The sequence below is a fragment of the Bradyrhizobium sp. ISRA430 genome, assembly GCF_029909975.1.
Lineage (GTDB): Bacteria > Pseudomonadota > Alphaproteobacteria > Rhizobiales > Xanthobacteraceae > Bradyrhizobium.
The window spans coordinates 4,963,272-4,981,913 of sequence record NZ_CP094516.1 but is presented as its reverse complement, the minus strand read 5'-3'; the positions used below and the strand labels follow the sequence as shown (position 1 = coordinate 4,981,913).

Below are 18,642 nucleotides of genomic sequence, written 5' to 3'. Positions count from 1 at the left end.
TTGTCGCGCGACGATGATAACTCCGAGTCCCCGTAACCACATCGGCCGGTGGTTATGGATCCCGGCGTTCGCCGGGACGACACCGAGCTAGTTGAAGTGCCGTCGTGTAACGACGGCACCTAGTTCACCGACTAAACGCTAACTCAGCGCGTGCCCGGCTTCGCCGGAGCGCGGCGGCGATCCGCCGCCGGCTGATAGGCGACGCGCGAGTGCTGGGCGCAATAGGGCAGGCCGGTGAGCGCCTTGCCGCCGCAGAAGAAGAAATCCGGGCTCGAGGGATCGCCGACCGGCCAATGGCAGGTCGCCTCGTTCAGCTCGAGCAGCGACAGCCGCTGGCTCATCGGCACGACGTTGTCGTAGGTGACCGGATCGGGCTCAACCTCGACCTCGAAGACCTGCGCCAGCGCGGTGTTGCCGCGCGAGATCGGACGAGCCACCCGCATCATGTGCTGCGCGGGGCGCGCCTTACGCGGCCGCGGCGCCGCCGACGAGGGGCTCTTGGCGCGGCCGGACAGGCCGAGCCTGTGCACCTTGCCGATCACGGCATTGCGGGTCACATTGCCGAGCTCGGCTGCGATCTGGCTGGCCGAAAGTCCAGCCTCCCAGAGCTTTTTCAACTGCTCGACGCGATCGTCGGACCATGTCAAAACCGTCATTGCACCCTTTCCCTCGCCGCGCGCCAGCCACCCTGGCCCTCGCGGCGAATGCCTAAGCCTCGAAAACCCGTGCCGCCAGAATCCTTTAAGGCTCGCCGGGCGCGACTAGAGCGCCCGAACGTTTACGCCGGTACATGAGAACTTAGAGGATCAGAACCGCTGCACGAGATGTCGTATCTGACAGCCCAAACGCTACAATATGGCGTGACTCACGCGCAAGAGTCCGCCGACTCGCTTCCACATGTTCCGTAACGAAAACCCCGCAAAGTAGGCACCGCAAGACTACGGATTCTGCGTTTCCCGAGGCTTGCCGGCGGCATTGACAGGCGTTCTACCAAGCATAAGATAGTTCTACGTGCCGCCCTGAAAAGGCGGCACGTTTCGTTTTCCGGGACGGTCAATGGTGCGCTGCGCAATGCGCGTTGAGGCCGTCCTCAACACCAAGTGACAGTCATGACCAAGAGCGCCGCGCCGCATCTGCTTCCTGTTTTCGCCAGAGCCGACATCGGTTTCGAGCGTGGCGAAGGCTGCTGGCTGATCGCCACGAATGGCGAGCGCTATCTCGACTTCACCTCCGGCGTCGCGGTCAACGCGCTCGGCCATGCCCATCCCGCACTGGTCAAGGCGTTGCAGGAGCAGGCGACGAAGCTCTGGCACATGTCGAACCTGTTCCAGAGCCCGGATGGCGAGCGTCTTGCGGCGCGCCTCTGTAACGAGAGCTTTGCGGACTTCGTGTTCTTCTGCAATTCCGGCGCGGAAGCGCTGGAATGCGTCATCAAGGTCGTGCGCCGCTATCACGCGTCGAAAGGTCATCCCGAGCGCTATCGCATGATCACCTTCGAGGGTGCCTTCCACGGCCGCACGCTCGCGACGCTGGCTGCAACCGGCTCGGCCAAATATCTCGAAGGTTTCGGGCCGCCGATGGAAGGCTTCGACCAGGTGCCGCATGGCGACCTCGACGCCGTCAAGAAGGCGATCGGTCCGCAGACCGCCGGCATCCTGATCGAGCCGATCCAGGGTGAGGGCGGCGTGCGCTCGGCGACGCCCGCATTCCTCAAGTCGCTGCGCCAGCTCTGCGACGAGCGCGGCCTGTTGCTCGCGTTCGACGAGGTGCAGACCGGCATGGGCCGCGCTGGCGATCTCTTCGCGCACCGCCGCTTCGGCGTCACGCCCGACGTGATGTCGCTGGCGAAGGCGCTCGGCGGCGGATTCCCGATCGGCGCCTGCCTTGCGACCGCGGAAGCCGCCTCGGGCATGACGCCCGGCTCGCATGGCTCGACCTTCGGCGGCAATCCGCTCGCAATCTCGGCCGCCAATGCGGTGCTCGACGTCATGCTCAAGCCGGGCTTCTTTGATCACGTTCAGAAGATGTCGCTCTTGTTGAAGCAGAAGCTCGCGTCCGTGATCGATCGTCATCCCGACATCGTCAGCGAGGTTCGCGGCGAGGGGCTCCTGATCGGCATCAAGGCCGTGGTGCCCTCGGGCGATCTGGTCGCGGCGCTACGCGACGAAAAGCTGCTCACCGTCGGGGCCGGCGACAACGTCGTGCGCTTCCTGCCACCGTTGATCGTGACTGAAGCCGAGATCGAGGACAGCGTCGCGCGGCTCGAGCGCGCCTGCACCGCGCTTTCCGGCAACAAGCGGGCGGCAAGCTGATGAGCAAGGCGCCCAATAAAATGCCAAGGCACTTCCTGGATATCAACGAGCTCCCGCTGTCGGAGCTCAAGCGCATGCTCGCCGCATCCTCCGCCATGAAGGCGAAGCAGAAGGCGCATCAGCCGGTCAAGCCGCTCGAAGGCAAGACGCTGGCGATGATCTTCGAGCGCCCCTCGACGCGCACGCGCGTGTCGTTCGACGTCGGCATGCGCCAGCTCGGCGGCGAGGCGATCATGCTGACCGGCGCCGAGATGCAGCTCGGCCGCGGCGAGACCATCGCCGACACCGCGCGCGTGCTGTCGCGCTACGTCGATGCAATCATGATCCGCATCCTCAATCACGATGCGCTGCTCGAGCTGGCGGCGAATGCGACCGTGCCCGTCATCAACGGACTGACGCGGCGCTCGCATCCCTGCCAGGTGATGGCCGACCTCATGACCTATGAGGAGCATCGCGGCCCGATCGAGGGCAAGACGGTGGCCTGGACCGGTGACGACAACAATGTGCTGGCATCCTGGGCCCATGCCGCCGAGCGCTTCAACTTCAAGCTCAATGTGGCCACGCCTCCGGAGCTCGCGCCGAAGAAGGCGATGCGCGACTGGATCAAGGCGACCGGTGCCCCGATCGTGCTCGGCACCGATCCCGAGGCCGCCGTACGCAGCGCCGATTGCGTGGTCACCGACACCTGGGTGTCGATGGGCGACAAGGAAGGCGAACACCGCCACAACGTGCTCAAGCCCTATCAGGTCAATTCCAAGCTGATGTCGCTGGCCAAGCCCGACGCGCTGTTCATGCACTGCCTGCCCGCCCATCGTGGCGAAGAGGTTACCGACGAGGTGATCGATGGTCCGCAATCGGTCGTGTTCGATGAGGCCGAAAACCGCTTGCATGCGCAGAAGGGCATCCTGGCCTGGTGCTTTGACGCGGTGAAGTAGGTTTGGTTATGGGTCCTGGCCTTCGCCGGGACGACTCCGAACTTGAGGTTGCTTCGTACAATCTGCTCTGCGCGGAACAGGAGTTCCTCACGCCTCTTCCATTTCACCTCCTCCGACCCCAGATAAAGCGCCATGGTTTTCCAATCCCCTGACATGAAGACCGGGCCTGAAAGCCCGGTTCGCGCGCCATCAGCGGTTCCGATCGATGACGCGGTCCTGCCTTACGAGGTCGACGCGCTCGACGTGCGCGGTCGCCTGGTGCGGCTTGGTCCGGCGCTCGACGAGGTCCTGACCAAGCACGACTATCCCGCGCCGGTCGGCAAGCTGCTCGGCGAAGCCATCGTGCTGACGACGCTGCTCGGCTCGGCACTGAAATTCGAAGGCCGCTTCATCCTCCAGGCCCAGACTGACGGCCCGGTGTCATTCTTGGTCGTGGACTACAAGGCGCCGGATCGCTTGCGGGCCTACGCCCGCTACGATGCTTCGCGTCTCGGCGCGGCGCAGGATTCCGGCGCGCTGCTTGGACGTGGCCATCTTGCCATGACCATCGATCAGGGCCCCGACATGAGCCGCTACCAGGGCCTGGTGGCGCTCGACGGCGGCAGTTTGGAAGATGCCGCCCATGAATATTTCCTGCGCTCCGAGCAGATCCCGACCCGCGTTCGCCTCGCGGTCGGCGAGGAGTGGCGCTCGAGCGACGGCGGCAAGCATCGCTGGCGCGCCGGCGGCATGCTGATGCAGTTCCTGCCGAAGGCGCCGGAGCGCGCGCGGCAGGCGGATCTGCATCCCGGTGACGCTCCGGAAGGCACGGAGGCGCACAGTATCGCCGAGGACGACGCCTGGGTCGAGGCGCGCTCGCTGATCGAAACGGTCGAGGACGTCGAGCTCATCGATCCCGAGCTGTCCGGCGAGCGCCTGCTCTTCCGCCTGTTCCACGAGCGCGGCGTGCGCGTATTCAATCCGGAGCCTCTCAAGGCGCAATGCTCCTGTTCGCGCGATGCGGTTGCCGGCATGCTGAAGAGCTTCTCGCCTGACGATCGCGCCGCGATGGTCAAGGACGACAGGGTCGTCGTGACCTGCGAGTTCTGCTCGTCGGTGTATGAATTCACGCCACACGAGGCGGGCGTCGAAAACGCCTGACGCCGGAATCGTAGGGCGGGTTAGCGCAGTGTAACCCACCTCTTTACTATCCGCGCGAAGAGAGAAGTGGTGTGTTACGCCAGCGGACTGCGCTTTGCGCAGCCGCGGGGCTGACCCACTCTACGGCAGCGCGCCGTGCGTTAATTCAACACCCGCTTGCTGTCCGGGCTGTCGAGCGAGAACGTCGGCACGTCGATCTCGAAGCGCTCTCCGCTTTCGCTGACCATCTGGTAGCGGCCGGTCATGAAGCCTGACGCGGTTGAGAGCGGCACGCCTGAGGTGTATTCGAAGCGCTCGCCGGGGGCCAGGATCGGCTGCTCACCGACCACGCCTTCGCCCTTGACCTCCTGCTGCCGGCCGGAGGCATCCGTGATGATCCAGTGCCGCGTCTTGAGCTGCACGGTCTCCTCGCCGGAATTGGTGATGACGATGGTGTAGGACCAAAAATAGCGCGAGCGTTCGGCCGACGACTGCTCCGGAACAAAGTTCGGCTCGACGGTCACTTCGATCTGGCGGGTCACGGCGCGGTACATAGCTGCCATCATACCGAAATCCCGCCCGGGAACCAAACGCCCGCGTCGCTTTTCGCGACATCGTCCCGCCCGAATTGACAGGGAAGTACACTTCGATTGTGATCCGGTCGCTTTGCTAGGCGACGGCGGACCAGTACACTCCTCCAACGTCGCGATTTGCAAAGGGTTCTTGGCCCCGATGACCATTGCCGACCAAGTGACGGGATCGCCGATCGCGGGAACCGCCAACGCCAAGTCGCGCGCAGCCGCGCCGGCCATCACGCTGCCTGCGATCGGCGAACGCGAGCTTCGGCTCGATCTATTCCGCGGGCTCGCGCTGTGGCTGATCTTCATCGACCATCTGCCGCCGAACCTCTTGACCTGGTTCACGATCCGCAACTACGGCTTCAGCGACGCCACCGAGATCTTCATCTTCATCTCCGGCTACACCGCCGCTTTCGTCTATGGCCGCGCGATGCTGGATTCCGGCTTCGTTATCGCCACCGCGCGCATCCTGCGCCGGGTCTGGCAGATCTATGTCGCCCACGTCTTCCTGTTCACGATCTTCCTCGCGGAAATTTCCTATGTCGCGACGAGCTTCGAGAACCCGCTCTACACGGAAGAGATGGGCATCATGGATTTCCTCAAGCAGCCCGACGTCACCATCGTGCAGGCGCTGCTTTTGCGTTTCCGTCCCGTCAACATGGACGTGCTGCCGCTCTACATCGTCTTGATGTTGGCGCTGCCGGTGATCCTCTGGTCGATGAAGTGGAAGCCCGACGTCACGCTCGGCCTCTCGGTCGTTCTCTACGTCGTCACCTGGGAATTTGATCTGTATTTCTCGGCCTATCCGAACGGCTTCTGGGCGTTCAATCCTCTGGCCTGGCAATTGCTTTTCGTATTCGGGGCCTGGTGCGCGCTCGGAGGTGCGCGGCGCATGTCGCGGATCCTGGCATCGCCTGTCACGACGTGGATCGCGATCGCCTATCTGGCCGCGGCGTTCTACGTGACGCTGACCTGGTACGTGCCGCAGCTCTCCCACTTCATGCCGAAGCGGATCGAGCAGTGGATGTACCCGATCGACAAGACCGATCTCGACGTGCTGCGCTTCACGCATTTCCTGGCGCTCGCCGCGCTCACGGTGCGCTTCCTGCCGCGGGACTGGCCGGGGCTGAAATCGCCCTGGCTGCGGCCACTGATCCTGTGCGGCCAGCATTCGCTGGAGATATTCTGTCTCGGCGTGTTCCTGGCCTTCGCCGGCCACTTCATCCTGGCCGAAGTCTCCGGCGGCCCGGCCATGCATGCGCTGATTAGTCTCTGCGGAATCCTGATCATGTGGGGCGTGGCCTGGGTGATTTCGTGGTACAAGCGCGTGGCTGACAAGAGCGGTACGAAAAGCAAAAACGCCGTCGGCAACGCCGATATGGCGGGAGGGGGCTGATGAAGGCGAAGGTTCTCCTGAGCCTGATCCTGCTATGCGGTGGCCTCGCCGCGCCGTCGGCGCGCGCGGAGGATGCTGCGCCGCCCGCTGCGGCCGTACCCCCATCCTGCGAGCTGCCGTCCTACCTGCTCACGACCGATAGCCAGCTCCACAAGGTCGCCGATACCGTCAAGGCCGGCAAGCCGCTCGAGATCCTGGTCATCGGCAGCCGTTCGACCACCATTCCGTCCTCGGAAAACAGCTCCTATCCCGCGCGCATGGAGGCGATCCTGAAGGAGATGCTGCCGCCGTCGGAGGCAGTGCACGTCTCCGTAGAAATACAGAGCAAGAAGACCGCCGAGGAGGCCGCCTCCACCTTCGTTAAGCTGATGGAAGAGAAAAAGCCTACTTTGGTCATCTGGCAGACCGGGACCGTGGATGCTATCCGATCCATCGATCCCGACGATTTTCGTGGCGCAGTCACCGAAGGGGTTGCTGCGTTGCAAAATGCAGGGGCTGACGTCGTCTTGATGAATTTGCAGTACAGCCCGCGAACCGAAACCATGATCTCGGTGCCGCCCTATCTCGACAATATGCGCGTGGTGGCCCAGGAGCACGACGTCCCGCTGTTCGACCGTTTCGCGATCATGCGGCAATGGAATGATCAGGGTCAGTTTGACCTATTCAGCCCATCGCGTGGCCCCGAACTGGCAAAGCAGGTCCACGACTGCCTCGGCCGGGCGCTGGCGCAATTCCTGATCGACGCCGCCCATCTTGGGCCGGTCCAGCAGCAAAATTGAGGTCTAGAGTTAATGAGTTCTCTCCGCCCTTTTTGCCTGTCGGCATGGCTCGCCGCGTCCACGGCGGCGCTGCTGCTGACATCTGCCTCGCTCTCGCCGGCGCAGGCGCAGGCCGCGCAGGCAACGCCCGCGCCGCAGCAGACGGCCAATAATCCTGCTCCCGCATCACAGTCCCAGACCACGGCGGCCGCGACCACGCAGCCGCCTGCCGAGCAGCGCGGCATCACCGCGCGCGCCATTGACAAGGTGAAGCAGGCGGCAAAGTCCGCGGGCGACATCTTCAACCGCGTGCCCTGCCTGCCGCCGAAGGGCGGCGCGAAGACGATGGGCTCGCTGCCGCATGTCGCGAACAAGCTGGTCGAGGGCAAGCCCGTCGTCATCGTTGCGTTCGGATCGTCGTCGACCGCAGGCTTCGGCGCGAGCTCGCCGGAGTTCAACTACCCGAACCGCCTCGCAGCCCAGCTTCGCCGGCACTATCCAACCGCCGACATCAGCGTCATCAACGCCGGCGTCGGCGGCGAGGACGCGCCCGAGATGATGAAGCGCCTTCAGACGGAGGTGATCGACCGGCATCCGGATCTCGTGATCTGGCAGGTCGGCACCAACGCCGTGCTGCGCAATCTCGATCCCGGCGAGACGGCGAAGCTCGTCGAGGACGGCATCGGCCGCATCCAGGCCGCCGGCGGCGCCGACATCGTGCTGGTCGACCCGCAATATTCGCCACAGGTCAATCGGCGCGCCGAGAGCGCCGGCAAGATGGTGAAGCTACTCGGTAAGGTCGCCGAGCTCCGTCACGTCGGCATCTTTCCGCGCTTCGAGGTGATGCGCGAGTGGCACGAGAAGCAGGCGATCCCGGTGGAGAGCTTCGTCATCGCCGACGGCCTGCACATGAACGACTGGGGCTATGCCTGCTTCGCCCAGCTCCTCGGCGACGACATCATCCAGTCCGTCGGTCAGATCAAGCTCGGCGTGAATGTGCCGGCGGACGTGCGGACGTATCGGCCGATGTAGGCAGAAGCGAGTAGGGAATCGCGAATAGCGAATAGGGATTCACCACTCGCCATTCGTACCTCACGCCTGCTCCAGCGCTGCAGTTGTAGGGTGGGCAAAGGCGCGCTCTTGGCGCGCCGTGCCCACCATCTATCGACAGTGTGATCGTGAATGGTGGGCACGCTGCGCTTTGCCCACCCTACGATTTGCGACTTCTCTGCGATCTCACGCCTTTTCCAGCGCCGCGGTGAGATCCTCGATCAGATCGTCCGCATGCTCCAGCCCCGTGGAGAAGCGGATGAAGCCCTCGCTGATGCCGAGCGCGGCGCGGTCTTCCGGCTTCAGGCGCTGATGCGTCGTGGTCGCCGGATGCGTGACGAGACTCTTGGCGTCGCCGAGATTGTTGGAGATCTTCGCGAGCTTGAGCGCGTTCAGCACGCGGAAAGCAGCCGCCTTGCCGCCCTTCACCTCGAAGCCGACCAGTGTCGAGCCGCCGCGCATCTGCTTCTTCACCAACGCCGCCTGCGGATGGTCGGCGCGGCCGGGGTAGACCAATCGCGAAATCTTCGGATGGCTCGCCAGCACTTCGGCGACACGGGCGGCCGTATCGGTCTGCGCGCGCACGCGCACGCCGAGCGTCTCCAGGCCTTTCAGCAGAACCCAGGCATTGAAGGGCGAGATCGACGGCCCGGTCTGGCGCATGAAATTGTGGATGTGTTCGGCGATGAAAGCTTCCGAGGAGAGGATGATGCCGCCCAGGCAGCGGCCCTGGCCGTCGATATGCTTGGTCGCGGAATAGACCACGACGTCGGCGCCTAGCGCGAGCGGGCTCTGCCAGATCGGGGTTGCGAACACATTGTCGACGACGAGCCGTGCGCCGCCCTTGTGCGCGATCTCGGCGATGGCGGGAATGTCGAGCACGTCGAGCGTCGGATTGGTCGGGCTTTCCAGGAAGAACGTCTTGGTGTTCGGCTTCAGCGCACGCTGCCACTGGTCGAGGTCGAGGCCGTCCACTAGCGTCGTCTCGATGCCGTAGCGCGGCAACAGGTCCTGCACGACATAGAGGCACGAGCCGAACAGCGCCCGCGAGGCCACCACGTGATCGCCGGCCTTCAGTGGCGCCAGGATCGCGGTGGTTACCGCGGCCATGCCGGTCGCCGCCGAGCGGGCGGCTTCGGCGCCCTCCAGCTCGATCATGCGGCGCTCGAACATGGCGATGGTCGGGTTGGAATAGCGCGAGTAGATGAAGCCGGGATCCTCGCCCTTGAACCGCGCCTCGCACTCCTCGGCGCTGCCGTAGACGTAGCCCTGGGTCAGGAACAGCGACTCCGACGTCTCGCCATATTGCGAGCGCAGAGTGCCGGAATGGACCAGGCGGGTTTCGGGACGATAGTTGGCAGGCGACTTCGACATAGGTACCTCCGACGTGACCACATGAGCGAAAATGGTCACAAAAAAACCGGCCTGGATATCTCCACTGGCCGGGATCACAGAGGTCCCCGGCCTGTTTAGCGACTTATTTAACGTGGCTGCAAGCCGGCCGGCTCAAATCACCACGGGATAAGTCATGCTCTTATTCTGCCGCGCCCTTCCCGTCAAGGCGTCCATCGGATAGCGGTAAAAGGTTCGTTTTTCCGCGTATCGGATGCGTTTTGACCCGAGTTGAGGACCACCGTTTGACGTTCACGGTTGCCGCCGATGCCAATGGTATCCTGCCCGACCGCATGATCGCGGCGATGGCGGATGACGGGCTCATCCTGCCCGCCTACGACTTCGTCGAAAGCCAGATCCAGCCCGCAAGCCTCGACCTGCGCCTTGGCGACATCGCCTACCGCGTGCGCGCGAGCTTTCTGCCGGGCCCCGGGGCCACCGTCGCCGAACGCATCGACGAATTGAAGCTGCACGAGTTCAGTCTCGCCGACGGCGCGGTGCTGGAGACCAACTGCGTCTACATCGTGCCGCTGCTGGAAAGCCTCGCGCTGCCGCCGGAGATCGTCGCCGCGGCGAACCCGAAGAGCTCCACCGGCCGGCTCGACGTCTTCACCCGCGTGATCGCCGACGGCACCCGCCGCTTCGACATGATCGGCGCCGGCTATCACGGTCCGCTCTATGCCGAGATCAGCCCGAAGACCTTTCCGGTGCTGGTGCGTGAGGGCTCGCGGCTGTCGCAGGTGCGCTTCCGCACCGGCGATGCCATCCTCAATGCCGATGAGCTCGATGCGTTGCATGCGGCCGAGCGTCTCGTCGACATCGATGAGGCCGATCTCTCCGGCGGTGTCGCCGTTTCGGTCGATCTCTCCGGCGAGAAGGGCGGCGGTTTCGTCGGCTACCGCGCCAAGCGCCACACCGGCGTGGTCGATGTCGACCGCCGCTCCGGCTACGCGGTTGAGGATTTCTGGGAGCCGATCTCGGCGCGTCCCGACGGCAACCTCATCCTCGATCCCGGCGAGTTCTACATCCTCGCCTCCAAGGAAGCCGTGCAGGTGCCGCCCGACTACGCCGCGGAGATGGTGCCATTCGATCCGCTCGTCGGCGAATTCCGCGTGCACTATGCCGGCTTCTTCGATCCCGGTTTCGGCTATGCCGGCGCCGGCGGGCAGGGCGCCCGCGCGGTGCTGGAGGTGCGCTCGCGCGAAGTGCCCTTCATCCTCGAGCACGGCCAGATCGTCGGCCGCCTCGTCTACGAGAAGATGCTGGCGCGGCCCGACGCGATGTACGGCCAGCGCATCGGCTCCAACTACCAGGCGCAGGGCCTCAAGCTATCGAAGCATTTTCGAGTGTAGCAACATCCTGCAGCAGCCCGGATGCAGCGAAGCGACATCCGGGATCTGGTGATCCCGCAGCTCGCTTCGCGCTGATGCGGGCGACTGTTTCGCATATTTCTCCGCTGTCATTCCCCGCGAAAGCGGGGAATCCAGTACGCCGCAGCTTCTCCGTATTCGTCACGGCCTCTGGAATACTGGATCGCCCGATCAAGTCGGGCGATGACACCGAATGTGCGTCAGGTCGCGAAGCGACATTCGGAACTCTCCCCACCAAATATCCCGGATTGCGCTGCGCTTCATCCGGGCTACATTTCGTGCGAGGTACCGAAATGACAGATCAACCCCAACTCGACGCAAGAATCCTCGACGACGTCGCGGATGCGCTGATCTATTCGGATCGCTCGGGCACGATCGTGCGCTGGAATCGGGCATCGAGCGCTCTGTTCGGCTTCTCCGCGGAAGAAGCGCTCGGCCAAAATCTCGATCTGATCATTCCCGAACATTTGCGCGCCGCGCATTGGAAGGGATTTGAGGCTGCGATTGCGAGCGGCGCGATGAAGCTTGCAGGGCGGCCGACGCTGACCCGCGCGTTGCATAAGAGCGGACGCAGGCTCTACATTGAGATGACGTTCGCGCTGGTGCGGGACGCCGGCGGCGCCGTGCAGGGGTCGGTGGCGATGGCGCGCGACGTGACCGAGCGGGTCGAGCGCGAGCGCGCCGCCAAGGCGGCAACGTCGCAAAATTCGTGATGCGGAATTGACGGGCAGCCGTGCAGGGCGCCCTGCATGCGCATCATGTTGCCTGCCACGAGGGGCAGTGACACACTCGATCAAAACAACGATCGGGAGTGAACATGGCCGCAGCTTTAGACTCCGCGCAGGAAGCCCAGTGGAAACGCTGGCGCGCCATCGCCGACCTCTACCACGCCTATTTCACTGGCCTCATCCTCACTGTGGTGACGCGGCGGGGCACGGCGGATGCTGCCGAATTCGTCTTCCGCGTGTTCAGGAGACAGCAGCAGGAGCGCTTCCTGCCCGGGCTCGAGAAGCTCGGGATCAATCATCTGCCGCCCGCGGTGGCGGCCGCGCAATATCACTATCTCTCCAACTGGATCGGCGGCGTGCACGTCGAATACATGTATGAGAGTGACGCTAAGGCCTGGATACGCTATCCGCCGCCGCGCTGGATCTGGAAGGGCACCGCGATCTGCGGCGTGCCGGGCGAGGTCTCGCGCGCGATGCTGCGCGGCTGGCACGCCAACAACGGCGTCGCGCTCGGCGATCTCCGGCTCGGCTTCGTCTGCACCAAGCAGAGCGTCGACGGCCAGGACGGGCTCGAAGGATACTATTACGAATACGATCATCCGCTCGAACTCGACCAGCGCCTGGTGTTCGCGCGGCATCTGGAGGCGCCGCTGTTCGATGCGAAGATGGCACCGGCCTTGCCGGTCGCAAGCTGGCCGAAGCCACGGCTGGAAAAGGCGCATCGCAACTACGCCATGGAATATGTGCGCACCGCCGCGCCCGTGATGGTGCAACTCTTCGGCCCGGAGGATGCCGGCTATCTGCTGCATCTCACCGGCAAGCTGATCGGCATGCAGTATTTCGACGAGGTCGCAGCGGCGCTGTCGGCAAGCCGTGGTGGCGCGGGCGAGTTCGCATCGTTCCTGCAAGCGCTATTCGCCGCGCAGGACGATGCCGAGGAGACGATGAGGTCCGAAGGCACGTTCGAAGTTCGCCAGCAGAGCTGGAAGCTGATGGACGACGTCGCCGACTATCATCCTGTATGCGCCAAGGTGCTGGAGGGCCTGTTCGGGGGACTCGCCGCCGGATGCGGCCGGCATATCGGCGTGCACATGCGCGCGGCTGGCGGTGGGCGGCCGCCGCTGGTGTGGACGATCGGCTAGCGAAGATTCGATCCGCAGGTTTCGCCTCTCCCCGCTTGCGGGGAGAGGCCGCAGCCCATCGAAGATGGGATGCGGGTGAGGGGGGCTTCCGCGAGTCCGTCAATTTACGTGATTGCGGAAGCGGCCCCCCACCCCGGTCCTCTCAGCGCGAGCGAAGCTCGTCGCGGCCCCGTAAGAACGGGGAGAGGGAGAAGAAGGAGCGGAAGCAGCTCAATTCCATCCGCTGAAATGCGCTGCCGCAGGGCACGCCTGCGCCCGGCGCAGGAGGAATCTGCGCCCGCCGTGCTAACAAGCACCGCAGCGCGCCTTCCGCGCGAAGAAAACCATTGGCACACCTAGTCATTGCCGCGCCCTTGATCGGCGTCCGTGCTCCGGAGAGGAAATGTCCGACATCGCCGAAATCCCGGTCGATGAACGAGAGCGTCCGCTGCCACCGCCTTCGCGGCCGGTGAAGAGCGCGCTCACCGATGGACCGATCCTGCGCACGCTGCTCGGGCTTGCGTGGCCGAACGTGGTTGCGCTGTCGGCGGGCACCTGCGTGGTGATCGCGGAGACCTCCTATATCGGCCGGCTCGGCGTCGAGGCGCTGGCGGCGATGGCGCTGGTGTTTCCGACGGTGATCCTGACCATGACGATGTCGGGCGGCGCGATGGGCGGCGCGGTGGCCTCGGCTATCGCACGCGCGCTGGGCGCCGGCGATCGTGAGCGCGCCGGCACGCTTGCCGCGCATGCGCTGCTGATCGGCATCAGCTTCGGCCTCGTCTTCATGCTCGGCATGCTCATCTTCGGGCCGCGGCTCCTGGAAGTGCTCGGCGGCCGCGGCGCGGTGCTCGCGCATGCGATCGCCTACACGCAGGTGTTCTTCGGCGGCGCTGTGCTGCCCTGGCTGCTCAACACCATGGCCGGCGTGTTGCGCGGCACCGGCAACATGAAGCTGCCCTCGCTGCTGATCCTTAACTCCGCGGTCTGGCAGGTCGTGCTCGGCGGCACGCTGGGGCTCGGACTCGGGCCGGTGCCGCAACTCGGCATGCGCGGCGTCGCGGCCGGCGCGCTGATCGCCTATTCGATGAACATCTGCGTGATGGGCTGGTACCTGTTTTCCGGCCGTGCCCGTGTCGTGCCGAAGCTGCGCGGCTTGCGCATTCAATGGGCGATGTTCTTCGACATCCTGAAGGTCGGCGCCATTGCCTGCTTCTCGCCGCTGCAATCGGTGCTGACGATCTCGATCTTCACCCACATGCTGGCGAAGTTCGGCACCGCGATCCTCGCCGGCTACGGCATCGGCGCCCGGCTCGAGTTTCTGCTGACCTCGATCGCGTTCTCGTTCGGCATCGCCTCGGTGCCGATGATCGGCATGGCGGTCGGCGCCGGCCGCATCGCGCGTGCCCGGCGCATCGCTTGGATCGCGGGTGCATCCGCCTTCGTGGCGGTCGGCGCGCCGGCGTGCCTTGTCGCGCTGTTCCCCGATCTCTGGGTCAACATCTTCACCGACAGCGCGGCGGTGCGCGGAACGAGCCATCAATATCTGTCGACGGTGGCGCCGTTCTACGCCTTCATCGGCCTTGCCTCGACGATGTATTTCTCCTCGCAAGGCGCGGCCAAGGTGATCGGGCCGGTGCTGGCGCAGACCGCGCGGCTCGTCTACATCGCGGCTTGCGGGTGGTGGCTGTCGACCCATGATGCCACCGCGCAAAGCTTCTTCTGGCTGGCCGCGAGCTCGATGGTCGTGCTCGGGGTGCTCTCATGCTCCAGCGTGGTGCTGACGCGCTGGGGGCCGCGCGAGAGCAATCGCAGCATTCGTCCGGCCCTGTCGAGCGCGGCGGACTAAGCTTGTGGCGGCGACGGCGCCGCCGCTAGGCCGCGGGCGGAAACGCCTTGTGCATGGCGGTTACCGCCTCATTCGTCTGCCCCTGCACGTAAGCCGCAAGCTCGTTCGGCAGCATGTCGATGGTCCAGACGAGGCGGCTCCTGCGCTCGCCGTCGGCGATCACCTGCACCGAGGCGCTGTAATGCTTCAGCCGTTCGTTGCTGATCGCATAGACCAGGCGTTGCCGCGCGTCGTCGCAATCGACGAGCACCTCGCGCGCCACCGAACCGTTGGCGAAGGTGACGACGCGCGCGTCACCGTCAAGCGTGCAGGCGGTCACGAAGCCCGGCACCAGGCGCTCGTGCAACGCGCCGAAATCGCGCACCGCGTCCCAGACGTCGCGCGCGGAGGCATTGAGGGGAATGTCGTTGTGGATGGAGGCCATGAAACAGTCCTTGTTGTAGAGGGATCGTCATTGCGAGGAGCAAAGCGACGAAGCAATCCAGAGAAGCATCCGCGGAGACAGTCTGGATTGCTTCGCTTCGCTCGCAATGACGGAACTAGTGGCCAGCGCTCACGTACAAACCGCCTCGACATTGTTGCCGTCGGGATCGATCAGGAACGCGGCGTAGTAGGTCGGGCTGTAATCCTTGCGGGGGCCGGCGCCGCCGTTATCGCGACCGCCGTTCTTCAGTCCTTCGCTATGGAATGTCTTGACAGCGTCGTGGTCCTTCGCGCGGAAGGCGATGTGGGCGCCGTCGGCTTTGCGTCCCTTGTTCAGATGCAGCCAGAGCGCGGGCTCGCCCTTCGGCCCGAAGCCGGCATAGCCGTCGCCGCTGGAGCAGAGGACGTAACCGAGCGGGGCCAGCACCGCCGTGTAGAAGCGCGTGGCGGCGTCGAGATCGGCAACGCGTAGTCCGATGTGATCGTACATGATCGTCTCCATTTGCAAAGCGCGCCGCGTGGTGGCGCGCGCCGGAGACGACCCTACTCAGTTGAGGGCGAGCTGCTCTTGGAGAATCTTGCGCTCCCCGCGCGAGGCCTGGCGGAACTTCGTCGGCGAGACACCGGCGGCGCGATGGAAGGTGCGGACGAAGTTGGAGAGATCGCCGAAGCCGACGTCATAGGCGATGTCGGTGACCGCGATCCCGTCATCGGTCAGAAGGCGCGCCGCATGCCGCAGGCGCGAGCGCACCAGATATTGATGCGGGGTGACGCCGAGCACGGCCGAGAACAGCCGCAGGAAATGGAAGGGGCTCAGTCCCGCCTGCCGGGCGGCCTGTTCCAGGTCGACCTCGGCGTGCGAATTCTGGTCGATCCACAGCGCAGCTTCGACCGCGCGGCGGCGATCGCGCGCGGTCGGCGTGGCCTGCTTGCGCGCCTTGCCCGAGACCACATCGACGAAGCGGCTGGCAAAGATCTGGCCGACCTCGTCGAGGCTGATGTCGCTGTTGCCATCTGCTGCCGTCTGGGCGAGCTCGCCCAGCACCATCAGCTCGGGCAGCGGCGGCGTCGCGCCGACCTGCCACACCTCACGCCGCCCGCCGAGCGCGTCGACGAAGTCCTCGCTGAGGAAGAACGACAGGCAAACGTCGCCGCAGACATGCTCATGCGTGCAGGTGTATTCCTCGCCGGGCGCGCCGACCAACACCGAGCCGGCCACCAGCTCGAAGAAGCCGGCGCGGCAATGGCAGCCGAAACTGCCCGCGCGGACATAGGCGATGGAATGGCCGGTGCGGCACTCCGCGAACGGCTTGTCGTCCGGTCCCGCATCGCAGCGAAACTCGGAGACCGTCATCGTTTGGGTCGTCAGCAGCGTGGTCGCATCCATCCGCGATATTTAGGAGGGCGCCCGCGGCGGGGCAACGGGCAGCAACACCTCGAACAGCGTCTTGCTCGCGACAGGGTGAGCGCCCTCCAGCGCGAGCAGCCGCCGCTTGGAGATCACCCCGCCGTACGGCGAGATCCGGTCGGTGTAGTTGCCGGTCTCCAGCACCCGGTGGCACGGCACGATGATCACGTAGGGATTTTTCGCGATCGCTTGTGCCACCGTATGCGCGGCGCCGGAGGCGCCGAGAGCCTTGGCGACCTCATGATAGGTGCGAGTCTCCCCGCGCGGGATGGTGCAGGCAAATTCATAGACGTGCCGATGGAAGGCGGGCACGCCGCCGGCATCCAGGCTGACGTCGGAAAAATCGGGATCGCCGCCTTGCAGCAGCAGCGCAATGCCCTCGATCGCCAGCTCGGCGTTGTCGCAAGGCCGCTGCTCGCGTGCCTCGGGATGGACCTGGAAGATCCGGCGGCGGGTGTCGATCTCCCGCGCCTCCGGCAATTGCACGGCGACCACGCCGGTATCGCTCCAGACGATGCCGCAGCGCCCGATGGCCGTGTCGAATATCGCGTAAGCACGCCCCACCATGCGCACGCCCCACTCACACCACGCTTCCTCAACCCGGCCGCGATCATAACACCGCCACATTCCGCCGCACCTGGAATCTTGCCAAGAAGTTAAGATGCGTCCGGCCGGGTGCGCCAAAGCGCTTGGCGCGGGCCGCTGTCTCGGCTAATCAGGAGGGGCGCTGGTTGCCGCGCATCTCGCGGGCGTAGTTCAATGGTAGAACGGCAGCTTCCCAAGCTGCATACGAGGGTTCGATTCCCTTCGCCCGCTCCAAGTTTCCTTTGATTGCTAATTCCGTTTCGAGCCGGCCAGACAGGCGCCAGCGCTCCGTCGCGCGCAGCGCCAAGATTCTAATATATTGGTCCCTCATTCCCGGCATTCGCCGCGTCCCGGCCTAAGCTCCTCTTGCCCGGCAGGTGCGGTCCGGATGCCGGGCGAGGTTCGGATGAAGGCCATGGACCAGCAAAAACTCGATCGCGCGATCGGTCGCCGCTTGAAGACCTTGAGGACGCATGCCGGGATGACGCTGAACGAACTCGCCGCGCGCTCGGGCGTCAGCAGGGCGATGATCGGACGGGTGGAGCGGGCGCAGAGCAGCGCCACGGCTTCGCTGCTGGGAAAACTTTGCGCGGCGCTCGATGTGTCCTTGAGCGACGTGGTCGCGCTCGCCGAGAAGCCGCCGGAGCGGCTGGTGCGCCTTGCCGACCAGCCGCACTGGCGCGATCCCGAGAGCGGCTATCGCCGCCGCCACGCTTCGCCGACCGATGCGGCGAGCGGCATCGAGATCATCGTCGTCGACCTGCCGGCCGGCGCCCGGGTGCCGTACAGCCCCTGGGGCCGCAACGCCTTCACCCAGCAACTCCTGATGCTGGAGGGCGCGATCGCCGTGCACATCGACGCCAAGACGGTGCGCTTGCGCGAGGGCGATTGCCTCGACTTCGACGTGATGCGCTCGGTGATCTTCGAGAACGAAACCAGGCAGGACGCGCGCTACATCATCATCGTGCGGCGCGGCACCTCTTACGGGAAGATGTGATGTCGCTGACCGTGCGGACGTCTTCATGCAGCGGCGGCTCGCGAGCGAGGTAAAACCATGACGATGCAGATCCGCACCGGCGACACCTACGATCCGCGTGTGATCGCGCTCCTTGACTATCACGCCACGACGGCGCGGGCCCAGACCGCGCCGGGCAGCGCGCATGCGCTCGATCTCTCAGGCCTGCGCGCGCCCGACGTTGCATTCTGGACCGGCTGGGACGGCGAGACGCTGGTTGCCATCGGCGCGCTGAAGACGCTTTCGGCTGACCATGGCGAAGTGAAGTCGATGCACACGCTTGCAGCAGCGCGACGCCGCGGCTTTGCGGGCCAGATGCTCGGCCACATCATCGCGGCCGGCCGCGCGCGGGGCCTCAAGCGGCTGAGTCTCGAGACCGGCTCCTGGGACTATTTCAAGCCCGCGGTCGCGCTCTACCGCGCGCACGGCTTCGTGCCCTGCGGCCCGTTTGAGGGCTATGTCGAGGACCCCAACAGCCTGTTCCTGACGCTCGATTTGAGTGATCGTTGAGCTTTCGCGCGGCGTGCGGCGCACAACCGTGACTCGAAAACACCGCTTGCCCCCTCAAAATGAGTTGCGTACCTCAAAACGCCTCTGCTAGCC

At 65.0% G+C, this 18,642-nt stretch carries 19 protein-coding genes, 1 tRNA gene and 1 riboswitch; of the genes, 13 read left to right on the top strand and 7 right to left on the bottom strand.

Going from position 1 to position 18,642, the window contains the following annotated elements:
* Window positions 1-143 precede the first annotated feature (143 nt).
* Complete coding sequence (locus tag MTX21_RS23690) at window positions 144-656, bottom strand: GcrA family cell cycle regulator (RefSeq protein WP_280967091.1); 513 nt, start codon at window positions 654-656, stop codon at window positions 144-146.
* A 453-nt stretch (window positions 657-1,109) separates the two neighbouring features.
* Between MTX21_RS23690 and MTX21_RS23685 the strand changes: the two genes are divergently transcribed.
* From MTX21_RS23685 to MTX21_RS23675, 3 genes are all read left to right on the top strand, one after another.
* Window positions 1,110-2,312, top strand: coding sequence for an aspartate aminotransferase family protein (locus tag MTX21_RS23685; RefSeq protein ID WP_280967090.1), 1,203 nt, complete (start codon window positions 1,110-1,112; stop codon window positions 2,310-2,312).
* Window positions 2,312-3,247 (top strand): ornithine carbamoyltransferase, encoded by a 936-nt coding sequence (gene argF, locus MTX21_RS23680; RefSeq protein WP_280967089.1) that lies wholly within the window; start codon window positions 2,312-2,314, stop codon window positions 3,245-3,247. The genes MTX21_RS23685 and argF overlap by 1 nt, the downstream gene beginning before the upstream one ends.
* A 132-nt stretch (window positions 3,248-3,379) precedes the next feature.
* Window positions 3,380-4,387, top strand: coding sequence for an Hsp33 family molecular chaperone (locus MTX21_RS23675; RefSeq protein WP_280967088.1), 1,008 nt, complete (start codon window positions 3,380-3,382; stop codon window positions 4,385-4,387).
* 140 nt (window positions 4,388-4,527) lie between these two features.
* On the opposite strand, the gene apaG is transcribed toward MTX21_RS23675, so the two are convergent.
* The gene (apaG, locus tag MTX21_RS23670; RefSeq protein ID WP_280971145.1) at window positions 4,528-4,920 is read right to left on the bottom strand and encodes a Co2+/Mg2+ efflux protein ApaG; all 393 of its coding nucleotides are present in this window, start codon (window positions 4,918-4,920) and stop codon (window positions 4,528-4,530) included.
* A 178-nt stretch (window positions 4,921-5,098) separates the two neighbouring features.
* Here apaG and MTX21_RS23665 point away from each other — a divergent pair, with 178 nt between their 5' ends.
* Genes MTX21_RS23665 through MTX21_RS23655 form a run of 3 tightly spaced genes read left to right on the top strand, consistent with a single transcriptional unit; the run spans window position 5,099 to window position 8,130 of the window.
* Complete coding sequence (locus MTX21_RS23665; protein WP_280967087.1) at window positions 5,099-6,340, top strand: OpgC domain-containing protein; 1,242 nt, start codon at window positions 5,099-5,101, stop codon at window positions 6,338-6,340.
* Entirely contained in the window at window positions 6,340-7,119 is a 780-nt protein-coding gene (locus MTX21_RS23660) for an SGNH/GDSL hydrolase family protein (RefSeq protein WP_280967086.1), read from the top strand. The genes MTX21_RS23665 and MTX21_RS23660 overlap by 1 nt, the downstream gene beginning before the upstream one ends.
* Window positions 7,120-7,131: 12 nt before the next feature.
* On the top strand, window positions 7,132-8,130 hold the full coding sequence (locus MTX21_RS23655; protein ID WP_280967085.1) for an SGNH/GDSL hydrolase family protein: 999 nt from the start codon (window positions 7,132-7,134) through the stop codon (window positions 8,128-8,130).
* 204 nt (window positions 8,131-8,334) lie between these two features.
* On the opposite strand, the gene MTX21_RS23650 is transcribed toward MTX21_RS23655, so the two are convergent.
* Window positions 8,335-9,522 carry an O-succinylhomoserine sulfhydrylase gene (locus MTX21_RS23650; protein WP_280967084.1) on the bottom strand — a complete coding sequence of 396 codons (1,188 nt, stop codon included), beginning with the start codon at window positions 9,520-9,522 and terminating at the stop codon, window positions 8,335-8,337.
* Window positions 9,523-9,596: 74 nt separating this feature from the next.
* A riboswitch (SAM riboswitch) is annotated at window positions 9,597-9,676 on the bottom strand.
* A gap of 109 nt (window positions 9,677-9,785) precedes the next feature.
* Here MTX21_RS23650 and MTX21_RS23645 point away from each other — a divergent pair.
* The 4 genes from MTX21_RS23645 (at window position 9,786) to MTX21_RS23630 (ending at window position 14,608) form a co-directional block, all read left to right on the top strand.
* Window positions 9,786-10,892, top strand: coding sequence for a 2'-deoxycytidine 5'-triphosphate deaminase (locus MTX21_RS23645; protein WP_280967083.1), 1,107 nt, complete (start codon window positions 9,786-9,788; stop codon window positions 10,890-10,892).
* 311 nt (window positions 10,893-11,203) lie between these two features.
* Window positions 11,204-11,623 (top strand): PAS domain S-box protein, encoded by a 420-nt coding sequence (locus tag MTX21_RS23640; protein ID WP_280967082.1) that lies wholly within the window; start codon window positions 11,204-11,206, stop codon window positions 11,621-11,623.
* 104 nt (window positions 11,624-11,727) lie between these two features.
* On the top strand, window positions 11,728-12,780 hold the full coding sequence (locus tag MTX21_RS23635; RefSeq protein ID WP_280967081.1) for a hypothetical protein: 1,053 nt from the start codon (window positions 11,728-11,730) through the stop codon (window positions 12,778-12,780).
* A 382-nt stretch (window positions 12,781-13,162) separates the two neighbouring features.
* Complete coding sequence (locus MTX21_RS23630) at window positions 13,163-14,608, top strand: MATE family efflux transporter (RefSeq protein ID WP_280967080.1); 1,446 nt, start codon at window positions 13,163-13,165, stop codon at window positions 14,606-14,608.
* A 25-nt stretch (window positions 14,609-14,633) separates the two neighbouring features.
* Here MTX21_RS23630 and MTX21_RS23625 read toward each other — a convergent pair whose 3' ends face one another.
* The 4 genes from MTX21_RS23625 to MTX21_RS23610 form a co-directional block, all read right to left on the bottom strand.
* Window positions 14,634-15,032 carry an SRPBCC family protein gene (locus MTX21_RS23625; protein WP_280967079.1) on the bottom strand — a complete coding sequence of 133 codons (399 nt, stop codon included), beginning with the start codon at window positions 15,030-15,032 and terminating at the stop codon, window positions 14,634-14,636.
* A 129-nt stretch (window positions 15,033-15,161) separates the two neighbouring features.
* Window positions 15,162-15,521: a VOC family protein gene (locus tag MTX21_RS23620; protein ID WP_280967078.1), complete on the bottom strand. Its 360-nt coding sequence runs from the start codon at window positions 15,519-15,521 to the stop codon at window positions 15,162-15,164.
* A gap of 57 nt (window positions 15,522-15,578) precedes the next feature.
* Window positions 15,579-16,418: an AraC family transcriptional regulator gene (locus MTX21_RS23615; RefSeq protein ID WP_280967077.1), complete on the bottom strand. Its 840-nt coding sequence runs from the start codon at window positions 16,416-16,418 to the stop codon at window positions 15,579-15,581.
* 9 nt (window positions 16,419-16,427) lie between these two features.
* Window positions 16,428-17,006 carry a methylated-DNA--[protein]-cysteine S-methyltransferase gene (locus MTX21_RS23610; protein WP_280967076.1) on the bottom strand — a complete coding sequence of 193 codons (579 nt, stop codon included), beginning with the start codon at window positions 17,004-17,006 and terminating at the stop codon, window positions 16,428-16,430.
* 178 nt (window positions 17,007-17,184) lie between these two features.
* On the opposite strand from MTX21_RS23610, the gene MTX21_RS23605 reads away from it, so the two are divergent.
* The 3 genes from MTX21_RS23605 to MTX21_RS23595 all read left to right on the top strand — a co-directional run bounded on the left by MTX21_RS23605 (window position 17,185) and on the right by MTX21_RS23595 (window position 18,549).
* Window positions 17,185-17,258, top strand: a tRNA-Gly gene (locus MTX21_RS23605).
* A 181-nt stretch (window positions 17,259-17,439) separates the two neighbouring features.
* The gene (locus tag MTX21_RS23600; protein WP_027549745.1) at window positions 17,440-18,021 is read left to right on the top strand and encodes an XRE family transcriptional regulator; all 582 of its coding nucleotides are present in this window, start codon (window positions 17,440-17,442) and stop codon (window positions 18,019-18,021) included.
* Between the two features lie 63 nt (window positions 18,022-18,084).
* Window positions 18,085-18,549 carry a GNAT family N-acetyltransferase gene (locus MTX21_RS23595; protein WP_280971144.1) on the top strand — a complete coding sequence of 155 codons (465 nt, stop codon included), beginning with the start codon at window positions 18,085-18,087 and terminating at the stop codon, window positions 18,547-18,549.
* The last annotated feature ends 93 nt before the right edge of the window (window positions 18,550-18,642 follow it).

Excerpts from the sequence above, each read along its gene's own strand:
- MTX21_RS23690 (WP_280967091.1), bottom strand. The coding sequence starts at position 656 with ATGACGGTTTTGACATGGTCCGACGATCGCGTCGAGCAGTTGAAAAAG.
- MTX21_RS23685 (WP_280967090.1), top strand. The coding sequence starts at position 1,110 with ATGACCAAGAGCGCCGCGCCGCATCTGCTTCCTGTTTTCGCCAGAGCC.
- MTX21_RS23650 (WP_280967084.1), bottom strand. The coding sequence starts at position 9,522 with ATGTCGAAGTCGCCTGCCAACTATCGTCCCGAAACCCGCCTGGTCCAT.
- MTX21_RS23635 (WP_280967081.1), top strand. The coding sequence starts at position 11,728 with ATGGCCGCAGCTTTAGACTCCGCGCAGGAAGCCCAGTGGAAACGCTGG.
- MTX21_RS23595 (WP_280971144.1), top strand. The coding sequence starts at position 18,085 with ATGCAGATCCGCACCGGCGACACCTACGATCCGCGTGTGATCGCGCTC.
- apaG (WP_280971145.1), bottom strand. The coding sequence starts at position 4,920 with ATGTACCGCGCCGTGACCCGCCAGATCGAAGTGACCGTCGAGCCGAAC.
- MTX21_RS23665 (WP_280967087.1), top strand. The coding sequence starts at position 5,099 with ATGACCATTGCCGACCAAGTGACGGGATCGCCGATCGCGGGAACCGCC.
- MTX21_RS23600 (WP_027549745.1), top strand. The coding sequence starts at position 17,440 with ATGGACCAGCAAAAACTCGATCGCGCGATCGGTCGCCGCTTGAAGACC.
- MTX21_RS23625 (WP_280967079.1), bottom strand. The coding sequence starts at position 15,032 with ATGGCCTCCATCCACAACGACATTCCCCTCAATGCCTCCGCGCGCGAC.
- MTX21_RS23675 (WP_280967088.1), top strand. The coding sequence starts at position 3,380 with ATGGTTTTCCAATCCCCTGACATGAAGACCGGGCCTGAAAGCCCGGTT.
- argF (WP_280967089.1), top strand. The coding sequence starts at position 2,312 with ATGAGCAAGGCGCCCAATAAAATGCCAAGGCACTTCCTGGATATCAAC.
- MTX21_RS23630 (WP_280967080.1), top strand. The coding sequence starts at position 13,163 with ATGTCCGACATCGCCGAAATCCCGGTCGATGAACGAGAGCGTCCGCTG.
- MTX21_RS23615 (WP_280967077.1), bottom strand. The coding sequence starts at position 16,418 with ATGGATGCGACCACGCTGCTGACGACCCAAACGATGACGGTCTCCGAG.
- MTX21_RS23655 (WP_280967085.1), top strand. The coding sequence starts at position 7,132 with ATGAGTTCTCTCCGCCCTTTTTGCCTGTCGGCATGGCTCGCCGCGTCC.
- MTX21_RS23660 (WP_280967086.1), top strand. The coding sequence starts at position 6,340 with ATGAAGGCGAAGGTTCTCCTGAGCCTGATCCTGCTATGCGGTGGCCTC.
- MTX21_RS23620 (WP_280967078.1), bottom strand. The coding sequence starts at position 15,521 with ATGTACGATCACATCGGACTACGCGTTGCCGATCTCGACGCCGCCACG.
- MTX21_RS23610 (WP_280967076.1), bottom strand. The coding sequence starts at position 17,006 with ATGGTGGGGCGTGCTTACGCGATATTCGACACGGCCATCGGGCGCTGC.
- MTX21_RS23640 (WP_280967082.1), top strand. The coding sequence starts at position 11,204 with ATGACAGATCAACCCCAACTCGACGCAAGAATCCTCGACGACGTCGCG.